The organism is Aeromicrobium chenweiae (assembly GCF_003065605.1).
GTDB lineage: Bacteria > Actinomycetota > Actinomycetes > Propionibacteriales > Nocardioidaceae > Aeromicrobium > Aeromicrobium chenweiae.
Genome location: NZ_CP026952.1, coordinates 2037241 through 2055195 on the forward strand (window position 1 = coordinate 2037241; position 17955 = coordinate 2055195).

General features: G+C 71.7%; 20 protein-coding genes. All 20 read right to left on the reverse strand.

Translation table 11 applies throughout. The annotated features are described in order from the left end of the window. Nucleotides 1-13 precede the first annotated feature (13 nt). The 20 genes from der to C3E78_RS09940 all read right to left on the reverse strand — a co-directional run bounded on the left by der (nt 14) and on the right by C3E78_RS09940 (nt 17948). Nucleotides 14-1339, reverse strand: a complete 1326-nt coding sequence (der, locus tag C3E78_RS09845; protein WP_108578122.1) for a ribosome biogenesis GTPase Der — start codon at nt 1337-1339, stop codon at nt 14-16. Then, the gene (locus C3E78_RS09850; RefSeq protein ID WP_159085863.1) at nt 1332-2024 is read right to left on the reverse strand and encodes a lysophospholipid acyltransferase family protein; all 693 of its coding nucleotides are present in this window, start codon (nt 2022-2024) and stop codon (nt 1332-1334) included. The genes der and C3E78_RS09850 overlap by 8 nt, the downstream gene beginning before the upstream one ends. A gap of 5 nt (nt 2025-2029) precedes the next feature. Beyond that, entirely contained in the window at nt 2030-2698 is a 669-nt protein-coding gene (gene cmk / locus C3E78_RS09855; RefSeq protein WP_108578124.1) for a (d)CMP kinase, read from the reverse strand. Nucleotides 2699-2731: 33 nt separating this feature from the next. Beyond that, nucleotides 2732-3808 carry a prephenate dehydrogenase gene (locus C3E78_RS09860; protein WP_108578125.1) on the reverse strand — a complete coding sequence of 359 codons (1077 nt, stop codon included), beginning with the start codon at nt 3806-3808 and terminating at the stop codon, nt 2732-2734. After that, complete coding sequence (locus tag C3E78_RS09865; RefSeq protein WP_235833760.1) at nt 3805-4533, reverse strand: pseudouridine synthase; 729 nt, start codon at nt 4531-4533, stop codon at nt 3805-3807. Before C3E78_RS09865 ends, C3E78_RS09860 begins: the two co-directional genes overlap by 4 nt. Next, nucleotides 4526-5218, reverse strand: a complete 693-nt coding sequence (gene scpB / locus C3E78_RS09870; RefSeq protein WP_199906794.1) for an SMC-Scp complex subunit ScpB — start codon at nt 5216-5218, stop codon at nt 4526-4528. Before scpB ends, C3E78_RS09865 begins: the two co-directional genes overlap by 8 nt. Next, nucleotides 5211-6128, reverse strand: a complete 918-nt coding sequence (locus C3E78_RS09875; protein ID WP_108578127.1) for a segregation and condensation protein A — start codon at nt 6126-6128, stop codon at nt 5211-5213. Before C3E78_RS09875 ends, scpB begins: the two co-directional genes overlap by 8 nt. Next, the gene (locus tag C3E78_RS09880) at nt 6125-6484 is read right to left on the reverse strand and encodes a hypothetical protein (RefSeq protein ID WP_108578128.1); all 360 of its coding nucleotides are present in this window, start codon (nt 6482-6484) and stop codon (nt 6125-6127) included. Before C3E78_RS09880 ends, C3E78_RS09875 begins: the two co-directional genes overlap by 4 nt. Further along, a complete protein-coding gene (locus C3E78_RS09885; RefSeq protein ID WP_108578129.1) occupies nt 6469-7317 on the reverse strand; it encodes a ParA family protein in 849 nt (282 codons plus the stop codon). Before C3E78_RS09885 ends, C3E78_RS09880 begins: the two co-directional genes overlap by 16 nt. An 88-nt stretch (nt 7318-7405) precedes the next feature. After that, a complete protein-coding gene (gene xerD / locus C3E78_RS09890; RefSeq protein WP_108578130.1) occupies nt 7406-8335 on the reverse strand; it encodes a site-specific tyrosine recombinase XerD in 930 nt (309 codons plus the stop codon). After that, a complete protein-coding gene (locus C3E78_RS09895; RefSeq protein ID WP_108578131.1) occupies nt 8332-8940 on the reverse strand; it encodes an NUDIX domain-containing protein in 609 nt (202 codons plus the stop codon). Before C3E78_RS09895 ends, xerD begins: the two co-directional genes overlap by 4 nt. Beyond that, a complete protein-coding gene (locus tag C3E78_RS09900) occupies nt 8937-10667 on the reverse strand; it encodes a CTP synthase (RefSeq protein WP_108578132.1) in 1731 nt (576 codons plus the stop codon). Before C3E78_RS09900 ends, C3E78_RS09895 begins: the two co-directional genes overlap by 4 nt. A 99-nt stretch (nt 10668-10766) precedes the next feature. After that, nucleotides 10767-11642 carry a copper transporter gene (locus C3E78_RS09905; protein WP_159085864.1) on the reverse strand — a complete coding sequence of 292 codons (876 nt, stop codon included), beginning with the start codon at nt 11640-11642 and terminating at the stop codon, nt 10767-10769. Then, complete coding sequence (gene steA / locus C3E78_RS09910) at nt 11639-12814, reverse strand: putative cytokinetic ring protein SteA (protein WP_108578134.1); 1176 nt, start codon at nt 12812-12814, stop codon at nt 11639-11641. The genes C3E78_RS09905 and steA overlap by 4 nt, the downstream gene beginning before the upstream one ends. A 90-nt stretch (nt 12815-12904) precedes the next feature. Beyond that, nucleotides 12905-14608 (reverse strand): DNA repair protein RecN, encoded by a 1704-nt coding sequence (gene recN, locus C3E78_RS09915; protein WP_108578135.1) that lies wholly within the window; start codon nt 14606-14608, stop codon nt 12905-12907. Then, nucleotides 14605-15522, reverse strand: coding sequence for an NAD kinase (locus tag C3E78_RS09920; RefSeq protein WP_108578136.1), 918 nt, complete (start codon nt 15520-15522; stop codon nt 14605-14607). The genes recN and C3E78_RS09920 overlap by 4 nt, the downstream gene beginning before the upstream one ends. After that, nucleotides 15519-16349, reverse strand: coding sequence for a TlyA family RNA methyltransferase (locus C3E78_RS09925; RefSeq protein ID WP_108578137.1), 831 nt, complete (start codon nt 16347-16349; stop codon nt 15519-15521). The genes C3E78_RS09920 and C3E78_RS09925 overlap by 4 nt, the downstream gene beginning before the upstream one ends. Continuing rightward, a complete protein-coding gene (locus tag C3E78_RS09930; protein ID WP_108578138.1) occupies nt 16346-16585 on the reverse strand; it encodes a hypothetical protein in 240 nt (79 codons plus the stop codon). Before C3E78_RS09930 ends, C3E78_RS09925 begins: the two co-directional genes overlap by 4 nt. Continuing rightward, entirely contained in the window at nt 16582-17604 is a 1023-nt protein-coding gene (locus tag C3E78_RS09935; protein ID WP_108578139.1) for an HAD-IIA family hydrolase, read from the reverse strand. Before C3E78_RS09935 ends, C3E78_RS09930 begins: the two co-directional genes overlap by 4 nt. Beyond that, entirely contained in the window at nt 17601-17948 is a 348-nt protein-coding gene (locus tag C3E78_RS09940; protein ID WP_108580845.1) for a single-stranded DNA-binding protein, read from the reverse strand. Before C3E78_RS09940 ends, C3E78_RS09935 begins: the two co-directional genes overlap by 4 nt. Between the last annotated feature and the right edge of the window lie 7 nt (nt 17949-17955).

Genomic DNA, 17955 nt, shown 5'->3' on the forward strand with positions numbered 1-17955 from the left:
TCCCGGAGGAGGGTCAGCGACGCTCGCGCTTCTTGCGCGGACGCTGCTGGATGTGGATCGGTGTGCCGACGAAGCCGAACTCCTCGCGCAGGCGTCGCTCGATGAATCGCATGTACGACTGCTCGAGCTTGCCGGACGTGAACAGCACGAACGTCGGCGGTGCGGTGGAGGCCTGCGTGCCGAACATGATCTTCGACTGCTTGCCGCCGCGCACGGGGTGCGGGTGCTCGGACACCAGACGGCCCAGGAAGGCGTTCAGGGCGCCCGTGGAGACGCGGGTCTCCCAGCCCTCCAGCGCGGCGTCGAGCGCGCGCACGAGGCGATCGATGTGCCAGCCCGTGCGGGCCGTGATGTTGATCGTCGGCGCCCACGGCACCTGGACGAGCTCGCGCTCCATCTCGCGCTCGAGGTAGTAGCGACGCTCGTCGTCGACCAGGTCCCACTTGTTGAACGCGATGATCAGCGCACGACCGGCCTCGGCCACCGAGCTGATGATGCGGGTGTCCTGCTCGGTCAGCGGGACGCTGCCGTCGATGATGACGACCGCGACCTCGGCCCGGTCGATCGCCGAGCTGGTGCGCAGGCTCGCGTAGTACTCGTGGCCGGACGCGTCGCGCACCCGGCGACGGATGCCGGCGGTGTCGATGAAGTTCCAGGTACGCCCGCCGAGCTCGACGATCTCGTCGACCGGGTCGACCGTGGTGCCGGAGGCGTCGTCGACGACGACCCGCTCCTCGCCGGCGAGGCGGTTGAGGAGGCTGGACTTGCCGACGTTGGGCTTGCCGACGATCGCGACCCGGCGCGGCCCCTGCGGGGCGTCGAAGTCCTCCGGCGGCGGGTCGGGCAGCGCCTCGAGGATCGCGTCGAGCATGTCGCCGCTCCCCCGCCCGTGCAGCGCCGAGACGGGCCAGGGCTGGCCCAGCCCGAGGTTCCACAGGCCGGCGGCCTCGGCCTCGGTGCGCTGGTCGTCGACCTTGTTGGCGGCCAGCACGACGGGCTTCTTGGCCGCGCGGAGGATGCGGACGACCTTCTCGTCGACGTCGGTGATGCCGACCGTGGCGTCGACCACGAACAGCACCGCGTCGGCGACCTGGATCGCGATCTCGGCCTGGGCCGCGATGCTCTCGGCGAGGCCGCGGGCGTCGGGGTCCCAGCCGCCGGTGTCGACGACGGTGAAGGCGCGACCGTTCCACACGGCGTCGTACGAGACACGGTCGCGGGTGACGCCGGGGACGTCCTCGACGACGGCTTCGCGACGACCGATGATGCGGTTGACCAAGGTCGACTTGCCGACGTTGGGGCGCCCGATCACGGCGAGTACGGGAACGGCGTCAGCCATCGGAGCTTCCTGTCGGGAGAGGGCCTGGCAAGTCGCGCTGGAGCGCGTCCTTGGCCCGGGAGATGTGGGATCGCAGGTGAACGTGAATACGCTCGCCTGCGTCTGCCATCATCCCACGATCACGTGGCCAATCCCGCATCGGGAACTGGATCGGCTCCCCGTAGACGATGTCGAGGCGTGCCCCGCGGTCCGGCCGGGCGTCCCCGGGCTGCCCCGGCTGCCGGGTCCCGAAGATCGCGACGGGCACGACGGGGGCCCCGGTGACCAGCGCCAGGTACGCCACGCCGCCCTTGAACTGCGTCATCTCACCGTCGCCGCGGGTGCCCTCGGGATAGATCAGGACGCACTGATCCGCGGCCAGCGCGCGGACGGACTGGCGCAGCGCACCGGAGTCGTTGCGGGTCCGGGAGACCTTGATCTGTCCCACCGCCCGGAGCAGGTGGCCGGTGCGGCCCAGGAACTCCTCCTCCTTGGCCATCGCGTGCGGCGGGCGCGGCGCCGTCGCGACGAGCAGCGGCCCGTCGAGCCAGCCGATGTGGTTGCTGGCCAGGATGACCGGACCGGACGCCGGGACCAGGTCGCGTCCCCACTCGTGGAGCTCCCACCGCCGGTGGAAGTAGCCGCGCGCCGGGCGGCGGGCGAGGCGCAGCGCGGACTCGGGCAGGCCGCGCGGGGTGCCGGCCACCCGCGTCACCCAGCGGTGGCGGTGTCGACGATCGAGACGATGGCGTCGATGACCTCGTCGAGCGTCAGGTACGTGCTGTCGACCACGACCGCGCCGTCCGGCTTCGCCAGCGGGGAGGTCGCGCGGGTCGAGTCGATCTCGTCGCGGCGGGCCAGCGCCTCCTGGGTCGCCGTGGCGTCGACCGCCCCGGTCTCCGCGGCGCGGCGGGCGGCACGGGCGGCCGGATCGGCGACCAGGTAGATCTTGACCGGCGCGTCGGGCGCGACCGTCGAGCCGATGTCACGTCCCTCCACGACGATGCCGGCACTGGATGCGATCGTCGAGCGCTGGAGGTCGACGAGGATCTCGCGCACCCGCGGCACGGCCGCGACGAGGCTGACCGAGCCGGTGACCTCCTCGGAACGGATCGGCTCGGCGACGTCCGTGCCGTCGACGTGGATCGTGGGGTCCTGCGGATCGATGCCGGACTCCAGCGTCACCTTCTCCGCCGCGACGGCGACCGCGTCGGCGTCCGAGAGGTCGACGCCCTGCTCGAGCAGCGCCCAGGTCATCGCGCGGTACATCGCTCCGGTGTCCAGGTACGCGAGCTTCAGCCGTTCGGCGACGCCGCGCGACGTGCTCGACTTGCCGGACCCGGAGGGTCCGTCGATCGCAACGACCAGGGGTGATGTCACAGGGGCTCAACTTCCTTTGGGCAGTTCGGTCATCTAGCGGTACGCGGTCCAGCCGCGAGCGGTCAGGGCCTCCACCAACGAGTCGCCCACGCCGAGCGCGACCGCGATCTCGGCGAGGCCCACGGGGCGTCCCAGGTCGTGGTCGAGGCGCAGGTCCTCGATGTTCACACCCGATTGTCCCGTATCCGTCATGAGGCGCGACAGCTCGCCGGGACGGTCCGCGACCTGGACGTGCACGATGTCGACGCGGGCGGGCGCCGATCCGTGCTTGCCGGGGATCAGCTCGGTGCCGCGACGGCCGGACTCCAGGACGTCGCCGAGCACACCGTCGTCCTCGCCGAGCGCGTCGATCACCCGGTCGAGATCGGCCCGCACGAGCTCGAGGACGGCGCGGACGTCCGCGGCGTTCGTGCCCAGGATGTCGATCCACAGGGCGCTGTCGCTGCCGGCGATGCGCGTCGTGTCACGCAGTCCCGGGCCGGCGAGGGCCAGGTGGTTGCCCTGAGCGTCGTTGAGCCGCGCCGCCGTGAGGGTCGACATCACCTGCGGCACGTGCGAGACCAGCGCGACCGCGCGGTCGTGAGCAGCCGCCTCCAGGATGATCGGCACCGCGCCGACGTGCAGCGCCATGTCGACGACGGCGTCGAGCGCCGCCGGGAGCGTCCTCGACCCGGGGGTCACGGCCCAGGGCCGGCCCTCGAACAGCTGGGCCGAGCCGGCCATCGGGCCGGACCTCTCGCTGCCGGCCATCGGGTGCCCGCCGGCGAAGCGCTCGGCCTCGGGGTGCGCGTCGATCGCCCGCTGCAGGCCGGCCTTGACGCTGGTCACGTCCGTGACGTACGCCGCCGACCACCTCGTCAGCGCGCGGACGACGACGTCCTCGGCCGCGGCCGGCGGGACGGCCGCCACCACCAGGTACGGCTCCGTGTCGTCCGAGAACGTCCGCCCCGCCCCGCGCGAGACCGCCGCCTCGACGTTGGCCGGCTCCGCGTCGGCCAGCAGGACGTCGACCTCGTGGGCCCGGAGCGCCAGCCCGATCGAGGTGCCGATCAGCCCGCACCCGATCACGAGGACCGGCCCGGGCAGGGCCCCGGGAGCGAGGGCGGTCATCGCTCGTCGACGCTGTCGAACAGGGCTCCCAGCTCGTCGCGCGTGAGATCGCGCATCGCGCCCACGGACAACCCGCCCAGGTGCAGCGGGCCGAACGCGGTCCGCGTCAGCTCGCGCACCGGGTGGCCGGCCGCATCCAGCAGGCGGCGCACGATCCGGTTGCGGCCCATGTGGATGTCCAGCTCGACCAGCGACCGCCCCCGCGAGCGGTCCTTGACCTGGAAGCGGTCGACCTGCGCGGGGCCGTCGTCGAGCTCGATGCCGGCCTTGAGCCGCGCGGCGAGCGAGTCCGGTACGGTCCCGTCGACGAGTGCGACGTACGTCTTGGTGATCTCGAACGACGGGTGCGCCAGCTTGTGCGCGAGGTCGCCGTCGTTGGTCAGCACCAGCAGCCCGGACGTGTCGGTGTCGAGCCGGCCGACGTGGAACAGCCGGTCCTCGCGGCCCGCGACGAACGTCGACAGGTCGGGCCTCCCCCGCTCGTCGGCCATCGACGTCACGACGCCGCGCGGCTTGTTGAGCAGCACGTACGCGTGACCGCTCGGCGCCGGGATGCGCTTGCCGTTCACCCGGATGACGTCGGTCGTGGGGTCCACGCGGGCCCCCATGACGTCGATGACCTCGCCGTTCACCTCGACGCGTCCCTGCGCGATCATGTCGTCGCAGCGGCGGCGGCTGCCGAGCCCGGCCTGGGCGAGCACCTTCTGCAAGCGGATCTCAGCCACGGTCGTCCCCCTCGGTCGGTGCGGCCGGCTCGGCATCGTCGCCGTCCTCGGCGATCGGCTCCTGCGCCGCGACGTCCGCGAGCGCGGTCTCGGCCCCGGGCAGGCCCTCGTCCTCCATGTCGTCCATGTCGGGCAGGTGCTGGGCGATGTCGGGCAGCTCGCTGAGGCTGCCGAGGCCCATGCGCTCGAGGAAGTAGCTGGTCGTCCGGTAGAGGATCGCGCCGCTCTCCCCGTCGACGCCGCCCTCCTCGATCAGGCCGCGGGTCACGAGGGTACGGACGACACCGTCCACGTTGACCCCGCGGATCGCCGAGATGCGTGACCGGGTGATGGGCTGGCGGTACGCCACGACCGCCATCGTCTCGAGGGCGGCCTGGGTGAGCCGCGCCTGCTGGCCGTCGAGGATGAACCGCTCCACCGCACCGGCGTACTCCTCGCGGGTGAAGAAGCGCCAGCCGCCGGCGATGTTGCGCAGCTCGAAGCCACGGCCCTGCTCGGTGTACTCCTGCGCGAGCTCGGCCAGCGCGGCCTGCACGTCCGTCGGCGGGTGCCCGACGGCCTGGGCAAGGATCAGGTGGTCCAGCGGCTGGTCGGCCACCATGAGCACCGCCTCGAGGGCGGGCTTGAGGTCGAGCATCTCCAGCTCGAGCTCGTGGGGTCCGGTCGGGACGTGCTGGTCAGTCATCGGTGCTCTCAGGCTCAGGTGTCGGTGGTTCGTCGGATGTCGGTCGGGCGTCGCCGGACTCGTCGATCAGGTCCTCGGGGATGAGCACGGCCTCGTCGTCGGGGCCGGTCATCGGCGCGTCGAACTCCTGGCCGACGTCGATGTCGCCCTCGTCGGTGCCGGTCCAGCGCACGTGCAGGTCGCCCAGCGGGGTGGCCTGCTCGAACGCGATGACCCCCTCGCGGAACAGCTCGAGCACCGCGAGGAAGCGTGCCACCTTGGTCATGAGGTCGGGAGCGTCGGCGGTGAGCGCGCGGAACGTCATCTCGCCCTTGCGGCGGAGCTGGTCGACCACGAGGTGCGCCTGCTCACGCACGCTGACCTGGGGGGCGTGCAGGTGCGTCAGGGACAGGATCGGGGCGGGCTTGTCCTCGAACGCCTTGGCGGCCAGCTGCGCGAGCTCGCGCGGCCCGACCGAGATGAGGACCTCCGGGAGCAGGTCGGCGAACCGCGGCTCGAGCGAGACGATGCGCGGGAACCGCCTGGACTCACGGGCGAGGCGGTCGGCCATGATGCCGGCGACCTGCTTGAACGCGCGGTACTGCATCAGGCGGGCGAACAGCAGGTCCCTGGCCTCGAGCAGCGCGAGGTCCTCCTCGTCCTCGACCTCGGCCTGCGGCAGCAGCCGGGCGGTCTTGAGGTCGAGCAGGGTCGAGGCGACGAGCAGGAAGCTCGTGGTCTGCTCGAGGTCGTCGGTCATGCCCTTGATGTACGTGATGAACTCACCAGTCACCACGGACAGCGCGACCTCGGTGATGTCGAGCTCGTGCTTGGAGATCAGCTGCAGGAGCAGGTCGAAGGGGCCCTCGAAGTTGGTGAGGTTGACCTGGAACCCGGCGGGTGCGGACTCGTCGACGTCCGCGAGCGTCACGTCTCGCTCAATCGCCGGGCGACGTCGCTCTGGGTGCCGCGGGCATCGAGGTCGGCCAGCGCGACGGCGAGGGCCGCGCGCACGAACCGGCCCCGGTCGACGCTGCGTCCGAGCTCGCTGCGCAGGACCAGGCGGGCCTGCTCGACCGCGAGCAGCTCGGCGGAGGTCACGTAGACCGTCATCTTCTCGTCGTGCTTGACCCGGCCGCTGGCCGAGACGCTCGGCTCCGGCTCGGGCGCGGGAGCGGGAGCGGGCGTCTCCACGGACTTGGCCGGAGCGGTCGCGCGGAAGAGCTCGTCGGCACCCGGCATCGCCGGGCGCCTGCCCCCGCCGGAGGAGGTCACGCGTCGGGGCATCGAACGAGAACCTCCCTGGCCAGCTGGCGGTACGACTCGGCACCCGGTGACGAGGTCGCGTACTCGGTGATCGGCTCGCCTGCGACCGTCGAGTCGGAGAACTTCACGGTGCGGCGGATGACGGTATGGAACACCAGGTCGCCCCAGCCCTGGACGAGGGTCTGGAGCACCTCCTTGCCGTGCAGCGTACGGCTGTCGTACATCGTGCCCAGCAGGCCGATGATCTGCAGGTCGTCGTTCGTGCGGTCGCGGACCTTCTCGATGGTGTCCTTCAGCAGCGCGACGCCTCGCAGGGCGAAGTACTCGCACTCCAGCGGGATCAGCACACCGTTGGCGGCGGTCAGCGCGTTGACCGTCAGCAGGCCCAGCGAGGGCTGGCAGTCGATGAGGATGACGTCATAGTCGTGGCGGATGGGCTTGAGCACCCGGGCGAGCACCTGTTCGCGGCCGACCTCGGTGACCAGCTGCATCTCGGCGGCGGACAGGTCGATGTTGGACGGCACCAGGTCCAGGCCCTCGACCGTCGTCGGCATGATGAGGTCCTTGATCGAGATCTCCCGGTCCATCAGGACGTGGTAGATGCTCTGGTCCAGGTCGTGGGCGTTGACGCCGAGGCCGACCGTGAGGGACCCCTGCGGGTCGAAGTCGACCAGCAGCACCTTGCGTCCGGTCTCGACGAGCGCGGCGCCCAGGTTGATGGTCGTCGTGGTCTTGCCGACGCCACCCTTCTGATTGCACAGGGCGATGATCGTCGCGGGCTTGGACGGGTCCCGCGGCCCCGGATCGGGGAAGACCGGCATCGGTCGTCCGGTGGGTCCCAGCTCCATGCTCATTCATTACCCCTGCGACTCGACCGGCGGACGAGCGTCACTCTACCGCCACAAGTCGACTTGGCGACGACACGACCGACGAGTCGCCCCGTCATTGCCGGGCGGCACGTGGATGGGCTGTGGCGTATATCTCCCGCAGCTTCTCCACGGTCACCAGCGTGTAGATCTGCGTGGTGGTGACGGAGGCGTGACCGAGCAGCTCCTGCACGACGCGGACGTCCGCGCCGCCGTCGAGCAGGTGCGTCGCGAACGAGTGGCGCAGCGTGTGCGGGGAGACCTCGACGCCGATGCCGGCGCGCTCGGCGGCCTTGGTCAGCACGGTCCAGGCGCTCTGGCGCGACAGGCGCCCGCCACGGGCGTTCAGGAACACCGCCGGCGTCCCGGTCCTGGAGGAGACCAGCGCCGGGCGGGACACGGCCAGGTAGTCGGCGAGGGACGCCTTGGCGTAGGAGCCCAGGGGCACGATCCGCTGCTTGCCGCCCTTGCCGCGGAGCAGGACCGTGGAGTCCTCCAGGTCGAGGTCGTCGATGTCGAGCCCGACCGCCTCGGAGATCCGGGCACCCGTGCCGTACAGCACCTCGAGCAGGGCCCGGTCCCGTGCGGCGAGGGTCGTGCCCGGCGAGCCGGCCGCGTCGAGCAGCGACTCGATGTCGGACAACGGGAGCGCCTTGGGCAGCCTGGCCGCGGGTCGCGGCGGCCTGATGGCGGCCGTCACGTCGGTCGGCACGACCTGCTCGCGGAGCCAGAAGCGATGCAGCCCGCGCACGGCCACGATCGTCCGGGCGGCGCTGGCCGTCCCGAGCGCGACGTGGTCGGGGTCGCCCGTGCGCAGCTCCCCCAGGAACGCGGTGACGTCGTTCTCGGTGATCGCCGCGGGATCGGTCAGCTCTCGTGAGCCGAGGAACGCGAGGTACCGACGCAGGTCACGGCGGTAGGACTGCAGCGTGTTGTCCGCGAGGCCGCGCTCGACGCCCAGGTGGCTGAGGTAGTCCTGGACACCTCGAGCCACGTCCTCGCTCATGGGTGGCGCAGGGCGTGTGCCGCGAGGATGCCGGAGACCGTCATGGAGTCCGTGATGCGGCCGTCGAGCACGGCGGCGAGCGCCTGGTCGAACGGCAGCCACCACTGGATCATGTCGGCCTCCTCGGCCTCCCGCTCGGTGCGGTCGGCCTCCGGGACGGGACGCAGGTCCGTCGCGCGGAACACCTCCCACCGCTCGGTCGAGTAGCCGGGGGTGGCGAGGAGGTGGAGCATCGAGGTCCACTCCCCCGCGATGATGTCCGCCTCCTCGGCGAGCTCACGCACGGCCGCCTCGAGCGGCTCCTCGCCCGCCACGTCGAGCGTGCCGGCGGGCAGCTCCAGCAGCCGGCGGCCGACGGGGTGGCGGTACTGCTCGACCAGGAGCACCCGGTCGTCCTCGTCGATCGCGAGCACGCCGACGGCACCGTTGGGCTGCACGACCGCCCGCGGGTGCTCGTCGCCCGAGGGGTCGACGATCGTGTCGTTCCGCAGGCTGATGTACGGGCTGTCGTAGATCGCCTCGCTGCGCGCGACCGGCCACGACTGGTCGGAGTCGGCCACCGACGCATCGGCCAGCCGACCCGGCAGTGAGGGGTGCGCGGTCATCCCTCGACCGACACGGGGGCGTCGACCGGCAGCCGGGTCTCGCGCTGGCGCTCGAGGGCGGCACCGACCAGTCCGGCGAACAGCGGGTGCGGCTTGGTGGGCCGCGAGCGCAGCTCCGGGTGGGCCTGCGTCGCGACGTAGTACGGGTGCACCTCGCGCGGGAGCTCGACGAACTCGACGAGCTTGGCGTCCGGGGACGTCCCGCTGAAGACCAGTCCGGCCTTCTCGAGCTGCGCGCGGTACGCGTTGTTGACCTCGTAGCGGTGGCGGTGACGCTCCTCGATCTTGTCGGCGCCGTAGACCTCCGCGACGATGCTGCCCTCCTTGAGGGCGGCGGGGTACGAGCCGAGTCGCATCGTGCCACCGAGGTCACCCTCGCCATCGACGATGGCCAGCTGCTCGGCCATCGTCGCGATGACCGGGTTCGGCGTCTTGGGGTCGAACTCCGACGAGCTCGCGTCGGCGATGCCGGCGACGTTGCGGGCGTACTCGATGACCATGCACTGCAGGCCCAGGCAGAGACCCAGGACGGGGATGCCGTGCTCGCGGGCGTACGTCAGGGCGCCCAGCTTGCCCTCGATGCCACGGATGCCGAAGCCACCCGGCACGCAGATGCCGTCGACATCGTGAAGGTTCGTGTGGGCGCCGCTGGTCGTCTCGCAGTCGTCAGACCCGACCCAGCGCAGCTTGACCCGCGCGTCGTGGGCGAAGCCACCCGCACGCAGCGCCTCGGCCACCGACAGGTAGGCGTCCGGGAGGTCGATGTACTTGCCGACCAGCGCGATCGTCAGCTCCTCGGCGGGCTGGTGCACCCGCCGCAGCAGCTCGTCCCAGTGCGTCCAGTCGACGTCACGGAACGGCAGGTCGAGGCGACGGACGACGTACGCGTCGAGGCCCTCGGAGTGCAGCACCTTCGGGATGTCGTAGATCGAGGGGGCGTCGGCGCAGGTGACCACGGCCTCCTTGTCGACGTCGCACATGAGGGAGATCTTGTGCTTGATGCCCTCGGGGATGTCGCGGTCCGAGCGGCAGACGATCGCGTCGGGCTGGATGCCGATCGAGCGCAGCGCCGCGACCGAGTGCTGGGTCGGCTTGGTCTTGAGCTCGCCCGAGGGGCCGATGTAGGGCACCAGCGAGACGTGCAGGAAGAACACGTTGCCGCGACCGACGTCGTGGCGGACCTGGCGGGCGGCCTCGAGGAACGGCAGCGACTCGATGTCGCCGACGGTGCCGCCGATCTCGGTGATGACGACGTCCACGTCGGGACCGGCCATCGCGCGGATCCGCGACTTGATCTCGTTCGTGATGTGCGGGATGACCTGGACGGTGTCGCCCAGGTAGTCGCCGCGTCGCTCGCGGGCGATGACCTCGGAGTAGACCTGGCCGGTCGTCACGTTGGCCTTGCCCGACAGGTCGACGTCGAGGAAGCGCTCGTAGTGGCCGATGTCGAGATCGGTCTCGGCGCCGTCGTCGGTGACGAAGACCTCGCCGTGCTGGAACGGGTTCATCGTCCCGGGGTCGACGTTGAGGTACGGGTCGAGCTTCTGCATCGTGACCCGCAGGCCCCGTGACTTCAGAAGTCGTCCCAGGCTCGAGGCGGTGAGACCCTTGCCGAGCGAGGATGCCACCCCGCCGGTGACGAAAACGTGCTTGGTAACCGCGCTACCTGCCAAGGTGACTCCCGTGGTCGAATGCTGTGTCGAGCGCTCATCTGGTGCAGATTGCATCAGGGCTCCACGGGATTCCAGTCTACCAATCAATTGGCCCTCACCGCCAACGACACACGTGTCGGTTCGCCCACATGTGTGTCGCCGGCGGCGGGACGGCTACTTCGGCAGTGCGCCGCTGTCGCTGCGAGAGGTGCCCCAGGAGCCCGGCTGGCCGGCAGCCTGGGCGACCGCTGCGAGCACCGTGACGACGCGTCCCGCGGCGGAGTCGGTGACGTCGACCGTCGAGATCTCCGACGCGGCCTCGCCCTCGCGCACGGCCTTCACCGCTCCCCCGTCGGTGCTGGACGACGACGGTCCGGCGACCACGACGCCCTGACCGCTCCGGTTGAGCGCCGCGGCCAGGGCGGCGATCACGGTGCTCTGGTCACCGCCGGTGGCGCGCTGGGGGCCCGTGACCAGGACGGCCAGGGTCGCAGCGCGCTTGGGGGCACGCGTCTCGGTGATCAGCCCGCCCTCGGAGAAGGCCGACGTGATCGTCGTCGCGGTCTCGTCGAGCGCTCCGGCCTGGTCCGCCATGTACGCCCGGGCCAGGGCGCCGCCGATGCGGCCGTAGCTGTCGTCGGCACCGGTCACCTCCTCGACGTCCTCGGCGGACTGCCGGGCTACGCCCTCGGCGAACTGCCGGCCCGACGAGTCGAGGATCTTGCTCGTCAGGGCGATCTCGCCGGTCACCTCGGCGCCCGCGAGGTCCAGGTCGTTCACGACGTCCTTGACCTCGTTCGCACTGGTGCCCGGGACGGTCAGGACCAGGACGGGACGGTCCTTGAGCTTGTCCTTCAACAGGGTGGGAGCCGTGCGTCCGGCGTAGCCGACCTCGAACGCGCGGACCCCGGTGTCGGTGGTCTGGGAGGCGGCCCGGGTGTCGTCCTGGGTGTCCTTGTCCTCGAGCGGGCCGGACCCGAGGGCGATGCCCGCGGCCAGGGCGATGAGGACGGCGGCGAGCGAGACGAGGTGGTAGCGGAAGTTGATCACGAGAAGAGTCCTTTGATCCAGGTGCCGAGATCGGCCAGCCGGTCACCGAGCGAGTCGAACCAGTCCTGTCCGACGGGGGTGATGGCCACGGCGACACCGACGGCCACGATGCCCGCGAGGAGCACGAGCAGGACGGGCCACAGGGCGAGGCGTTGGGAGGTGAAGTGATGGACGGCCTTGGCGTCGACGATCTTCGACGAGGCGCGCAACCGGGCGACGAATATGCGAGCCGCGTCCGAAGGGGTGCGCTCGAGGACCTCGGTCAGCGTCCGGGGGCCGCCGACGTGGACGATCACGGCCGCCTCGTTGGTGTCGGCCAGCAGGATCGCGAGGTCGTCGTCCGAGCCGGTCGACACGAACGTCACGATCTCCTTGCCGTGCCGCTCGAGCCGCTCGGGCATGTCGACCGTGCCGGACACCGTGGTCACGACCACCTCACCCGAGGTGCGGATCGCCTGGTCGGAGATGTTGTCCATCGAGCCGACGACCAGCGCGGGCGTGTAGCCGGCGCCGATGAGGACGTCGGCACCCGCGCCCGCCCCGATCAGGACGGGGTCGTGGTCGGCGATCCAGCGCTTCAGGCCGCGCAGGTCGGCCGCGTCGTCGTACCCGCGGGAGACGACGACGACGGCACGTCCGCTGAGGTCGGTGCGCAGCTCCGGCACCTTCGCGCCGGTGAGGAGCATCGCCTGCTCACGACGGATGTGGTCGCTGGCGTTCGCGGTCAGGGAGTCCAGGCGGGTCACGAGACCGTCCTGGGCAGCGGTGAGGTCGGCGGCGGCACGCGCCTCGTCGATCACGTCGCCCTCGACGACGAGCACCTCGTCGCGGAAGACCCGGCCGTCGTCGACGCGCAGCTGCTCACCGCTCTTGAGGCGGGTCCAGGCGCCCTCGCTGGTCAGGTCGACCAGCGTGACGCCCGCGCGGGCCAGCATCTGCGGACCCGTGTTCGGCACGCGTCCGCTGGTGGACGGGACCGCGTTGAGCACGACCCGCACACGGCGGTCGATCAGGGCTTGAGCCTGCCGGGCGTCGAGGTCAGGGTGCTCGACCAGTGCGATGTCGCCCTCGCGGAGGGAGGCGATGTCGCTGTCTCGTCGAGCGGACCTGAGGGTGCCGATGACACCCTCGACGTCCGGCGGCAGGGGCGTTTTACGTTTCCAGATGGCCATCACGATCCATGGTTCCTCGTGGCGGCAGCGCATCGGGGAGGCGGCCTCGGCGTGTCGCCGATGTGGCACAACTATCAGCGCGGCGGCCGCTCAGCCGCGGGCGAGGTCGAGCAGCTCGCGCGCGTGGGCCTGCGCCGTGGCGGACTCCTCCTGGCCGGCGAGCATCCGGGCGAGCTCGTCGACCCGGCCGGACTCCTGGACCCGCATCACCGAGCTGCTGGTGACATTGCCGTCGTCGTCCTTGGACACCACGAAGTGGTGGTCGGCGAAGGCCGCCACCTGCGGCAGGTGGGTGACGGCGATGACCTGGGCGTGGTCGGCCAGACGGGCCAGCCGTCGCCCGACCTCGACCGCCGCCTTGCCGCCGATGCCGGCATCGACCTCGTCGAACACGAGGGTCGGCACCGTCGTGCGGTCGGCGAGGACCACCTCCAGCGCCAGCATGAGCCGTGACAGCTCGCCGCCGCTGGCGCCCTTGTGCAACGGACGCGGAGCCATGCCGCTGTTGGCCGAGAACAGCAGCTCGACGTCGTCGAGACCGTGCGGGCCGGGCACCGCGTCCTCGCTCGTCGTGACCTGCACCTCGAGCCGACCCGAGGGCATGGACAGCTGAGCGATCTCGAGGTCCACCAGCTGCGCGAACCGGCCGGCGGCCTCGCGACGCAGGTCGGTCATCCGCGCCGCCAGGCGTCCGACCTCCGGCACGAGCTCGAGCCGTTCGGCTTCCAGCGCTGCGACGGCCTCGTCGTCGTTGCCGAGCTCGCCCAGCCGGGCGGCGCTCTTGGCGGCCCAGGTCAGCACGTCGTCCAGGGTCGGTCCGTACTTGCGCTGGAGTCCCGCGAGGGCGGCGCGGCGGTCCTGCAGGATCGCGAGACGCTCGGGGTCCAGCTCGACGCCCTCGGAGTAGGTGCCGAGGTCGGCGCCCACCTCGTCGAGCAGGATCCCGATCTCGAAGACCCGGTCGGCGAGCGCATCGAGGGCCGGATCGTGACCGCCCGCCTCGCGCAGCAACGCGGTCGCCTCGGCCACGGTCGTGCGCGCCGAGCTCGCGTCCAGGTCGCCCACGAGCGCGCGGTGCGCCTCGTCGGCGGCGCGGGCCAGCGCCTCGGAATGGGCCAGCCGGCTCTCCTCGGTCTTGAGCGACTCGTCCTCACCTGCCTGCGGGTCCACCTCGGCGATCTCGTCGAGACCGAACCGCAGGACGTCGAGCTCGCGAGCACGCTCCTGGGCGTGGGTGCGCAGCTCGTCGAGCCGGCGCTCCACCGCTCGCCAGCGGGCGTAGACCGGTGCGTACTGGGCAGCGGCTGCTGCGAGCTCGTCGCCGGCGAACCGGTCGAGGGCCGCGCGTTGCTCGGCGGGGCGGAGGAGACGGTGCTGGTCGGACTGACCGTGGACGGCCACGAGCTGGTCGGTGACCTCCGCGAGCAGCGACGCCGGGACGGTCGCCCCACCGGCCAGCGCGCGCGAGCGTCCCTGGGCCGAGAGCACCCGACCCAGGATCACGACGTCGTCGTCGATCCGCCCGCCGGCCTCCTCGACCGTGGTGATCGCACCAGCACCCGGGCGCACCCCGATGCTCGCCTCGACCCGTGCCTGGTCGGCACCTCGTCGCACGAGCCCCAGGTCGGCGCGGTCGCCGCGCAACAGGCCGAGGGCCGTGACGACCATGGTCTTGCCGGCGCCGGTCTCACCGGTGATGACCGTGAAACCGGCCGACAGCTCCAGCTCGGCCGAGTCGATGACGCCCAGGTCGCGCAGGGTGAGCCGTTCCCAGATCGGGCGGGTGGTGCTCATGAGTCCTGCTCCTCCTGGCGCCGTTCGGCGGCACCGCGCCACCCGGCGACGGGCAGGTCGAACTTGCGGACCAGCCGGTCGGCAAAGGACGCCGGGTGCAGGCGGGCGAGGCGGACGTTCTCGCGACCCTTGCGCACCTCGACCCGAGCACCCAGCGGGAGCTCGGCCGCCCGCCGGCCGTCGCACCACAGGACGCCGGTGGACTGCTCGCCCACGACCTCGATCGCCAGCGTCGAGCTGGGCGACACGACCAGCGGCCGGGCGAACAGCGCGTGGGCGCTGATCGGCACCATGAGCAGGGCGGCCACCTCGGGCCAGACGATCGGTCCCCCGGCGCTGAAGTTGTACGCCGTCGAGCCGGTCGGGGTGGCACAGACGATGCCGTCGCACCCCCAGCGGGACACCGGCCGGTCGTCGATCTCCAGGACGATCTCCAGCATCCGCTCACGGGCAGCCTTCTCGACCGAAGCCTCGTTGAGCGCCCAGTTGGTCGCCACGACCTCGCCCGCGACGCTGACCGACACATCGACGGTCAGGCGTTCCTCGACCGTGTAGCTGCGCGTCACGACGCCGTGGACGACGTCCTTGAGGTCCTCGACGTCGGCCTCGGCCAGGAACCCGACGTGACCGAGGTTGACGCCGAGCACCGCCGTCTCGGTGCCGCGGCACATCTCGGCCGCGCGCAGGATCGTGCCGTCCCCGCCGAACACCACGGCCAGCTCGCAGCCTGCCGCGGCACCGGAACCCGCCTCCACGACGAGGGAGTCCTGCAGGCCCGCAGCCCGCAGCGCCCCGGCGTCGGAGTCGAGCACGCACACCTCGATGCCGTGGGTCTGCAGCTCGGCCGCGAACGACACGGCGATCTTGGCCGCCTCCTCCCGCGCGGCGTGCACGGCCAGGAGAACCCGCCTCATGCGCTCGCCCCCGACGTGTCGAGGGGTCCGGCCGCGACGACGTCGCGCGCAGCCTGCTCGGTGGGTGCGTCGGCGTCCGAGCGCAGCCAGCAGAAGTACTCGACGTTGCCGGCTGGGCCGGGCAGCGGACTCGGCGCCAGCGCGCGGGTGCCCCACCCGAGCTCGTGGGCCGAGCGGCACACGCGCAGCACCGCGTCGGCGTGCAGTGCGGGGTCGCGCACGACGCCGTTCTTGCCGAGGTTGCTCCTGCCCACCTCGAACTGCGGCTTGATCATCAGCACGATGTCGCCTTCCGGGCTCGGCTCGCACACCCGGGTGAGTGCGGGCATGACCACCGTAAGGGAGATGAAGGACAGATCCGAGACGACCAGCTGCACCGGTCCCCCGATGTCGGCCGCCTCGAGGTTGCGGACGTTGGTGCGGTCGTACACGTGGACCCGCTCGTCGGACTGCAGCGCCCACACCAGCTGGCCGTAGCCGACGTCGACCGCGCACACCTCGCGGGCTCCCTTGCGCAGGAGCACGTCGGTGAAGCCGCCGGTGGACGCGCCCGCGTCGAGACAGCGGCGGCCCTCGACGGACAGGCCGAGCGGCTCGAAGACAGCGAGGGCGCCGAGCAGCTTGTGGGCGCCACGGGACGCGTACGTCGGCTCCTTGCTCTGCCGCACGACGATGGCCTGGTCGGTCGTCACGCCGGTGGCAGCCTTGCTGGCGACCGATCCCCCGACCTTGACCAGCCCTTCCTCGATCATGGATCCGGCGTGCTCGCGAGAGCGCGCGAGGCCACGACGCACGAGCTCGGCGTCCAGACGCAGCCGCCGGCTCATGGCGAGTCCAGCTGGACCTCGTCGCGGCCCGCGTTGGCCAGTGCCGCACGGAGCACGCCGTGGATGGCGTCGAACTGCTCGGGGTGGTCCGTGATCTCGAGGTCGTCGAGGCGGTGCAGACGATCGAGCGCCTCGTCGATCGTGGCGTGGCCCGTCGGCTCGACGACCGTCGCCTCGGCCACGACGTGCGTCTCGGACTCGGGGCCGGGAGTCGGCTCGCCGTGCGTGTCGGTCATGCGTCCAGTGTCCCATCCAGCACGACCGGCGTGTCGCAGCGATCGGTCGCGTCCCACGCCAGGGCGACCACGGCGCGCAGCGTGTCGGTCTCGCGGGCCCCGCCGGCAACCACCGAGACGACACCGTCGCGGATCACCGCCTCGGCGCCGGCGCACCGGGCCCGGCCGTCCTCGATCCGCACCGGATGGTGGGTGTCCCCCAGGCCGTGCAGGTCGGCCGCGACGTACGTCGGCCGGTGCCCGGGCACGGCCGCCGCGATCTCCGCGAGGGAGCTCACGCCGGTCAGCACGACGAGGCTGTCGATGCCCGCGGCGATCGCACCGTCGATGTCGGTGTCGAGCCGGTCCCCAACCATCAGCGGGTGCCGGCCGCCCACGCGCGCGATCGTCTCGTCGAACAGGGCGCGCTCGGGCTTCCCGGCGACGACCGGCACGGCGCCGGTCGCGTTGCGCACCGCCTGCACGAGAGACCCGTTGCCCGGGGCGATCCCCCGCGGGGTCGGCACGGTCAGGTCGGTGTTGCTGACGTACCAGGGCAGCCCGGACTGGATCGCGTAGGACGCCTCGGCCAGCTGCGCCCAGCCGACGTCGCCGTGGAATCCCTGCACCACCGCGACCGGTGACTCGTCGAGGCTCGTGACGCACTCGAGGCCGCGCTCCTCCAGCGGTACCCGCAGACCCGCTCCCCCGACGAGCAGGACTCGCGAACCCGCCGGCACGGCGTCGGCGACGAGGTGGGCGACAGCCTGCGCGGACGTCACCACGTCCTCGTCGGCGAGCTCAGGCATGTCCATCTCGCGCAGCTTCTTGGCAACCTCGAGCGCGGGGCGCGAGGCGTTGTTCGTGATGTACGCCAGGCGGAGGCCGCTCTCGCGTGCTGCCCGCAGGGCATCGGCGGCGCCGGGGATCGCGTCGGGGCCCAGGTAGACCACGCCATCGAGGTCGAGCATGGCGAGGTCGTACGTGGCGCTGAGCTCCCGCGTCGTCGAGCCGAGGACGTCCTGCGGGGTCGAGGTCATGCCTCCGAGGCTACCGCCGAGGGCGTGACCTTCCGGCACGAGTCGACGTCGACGGACACGAAGCTCATCACGCCGGCACCCCCGCTCGTGAACCGTCTGCGCAGCGCACCTGCCACCGTCACCGCGGTGCCGGGCTCCAGGCGCAGCACCGAGCGACGCAGCGCAGCGGTCCAGGCCGAGCACTCGATCGTGTCGACGACCTGTTTGGAGCGGCGCCGCGCGGCCGCACTGCGACGAACGACCAGGCGGAAGGAGACGACCTCGTCACCGCTCGGCAGCACCTTGGACTCCGGGACGCCGGAGATGCGCCCGGTGAGGTGGACCCTGTTGTTGTCATCGGTCATGGACATG

Bases quoted from the DNA above. Each gene is read 5' to 3' on its own strand.
- recN (WP_108578135.1), bottom strand. From the start codon at position 14,608: ATGAGCACCACCCGCCCGATCTGGGAACGGCTCACCCTGCGCGACCTG.
- scpB (WP_199906794.1), bottom strand. From the start codon at position 5,218: ATGACTGACCAGCACGTCCCGACCGGACCCCACGAGCTCGAGCTGGAG.
- C3E78_RS09880 (WP_108578128.1), bottom strand. From the start codon at position 6,484: ATGCCCCGACGCGTGACCTCCTCCGGCGGGGGCAGGCGCCCGGCGATG.
- steA (WP_108578134.1), bottom strand. From the start codon at position 12,814: ATGGCCATCTGGAAACGTAAAACGCCCCTGCCGCCGGACGTCGAGGGT.
- C3E78_RS09900 (WP_108578132.1), bottom strand. From the start codon at position 10,667: ATGCAATCTGCACCAGATGAGCGCTCGACACAGCATTCGACCACGGGA.
- C3E78_RS09930 (WP_108578138.1), bottom strand. From the start codon at position 16,585: ATGACCGACACGCACGGCGAGCCGACTCCCGGCCCCGAGTCCGAGACG.
- C3E78_RS09940 (WP_108580845.1), bottom strand. From the start codon at position 17,948: ATGACCGATGACAACAACAGGGTCCACCTCACCGGGCGCATCTCCGGC.
- C3E78_RS09925 (WP_108578137.1), bottom strand. From the start codon at position 16,349: ATGAGCCGGCGGCTGCGTCTGGACGCCGAGCTCGTGCGTCGTGGCCTC.
- C3E78_RS09895 (WP_108578131.1), bottom strand. From the start codon at position 8,940: ATGACCGCGCACCCCTCACTGCCGGGTCGGCTGGCCGATGCGTCGGTG.
- C3E78_RS09885 (WP_108578129.1), bottom strand. From the start codon at position 7,317: ATGAGCATGGAGCTGGGACCCACCGGACGACCGATGCCGGTCTTCCCC.
- C3E78_RS09920 (WP_108578136.1), bottom strand. From the start codon at position 15,522: ATGAGGCGGGTTCTCCTGGCCGTGCACGCCGCGCGGGAGGAGGCGGCC.
- der (WP_108578122.1), bottom strand. From the start codon at position 1,339: ATGGCTGACGCCGTTCCCGTACTCGCCGTGATCGGGCGCCCCAACGTC.
- C3E78_RS09860 (WP_108578125.1), bottom strand. From the start codon at position 3,808: ATGACCGCCCTCGCTCCCGGGGCCCTGCCCGGGCCGGTCCTCGTGATC.
- xerD (WP_108578130.1), bottom strand. From the start codon at position 8,335: ATGAGCGAGGACGTGGCTCGAGGTGTCCAGGACTACCTCAGCCACCTG.
- C3E78_RS09935 (WP_108578139.1), bottom strand. From the start codon at position 17,604: ATGACCTCGACCCCGCAGGACGTCCTCGGCTCGACGACGCGGGAGCTC.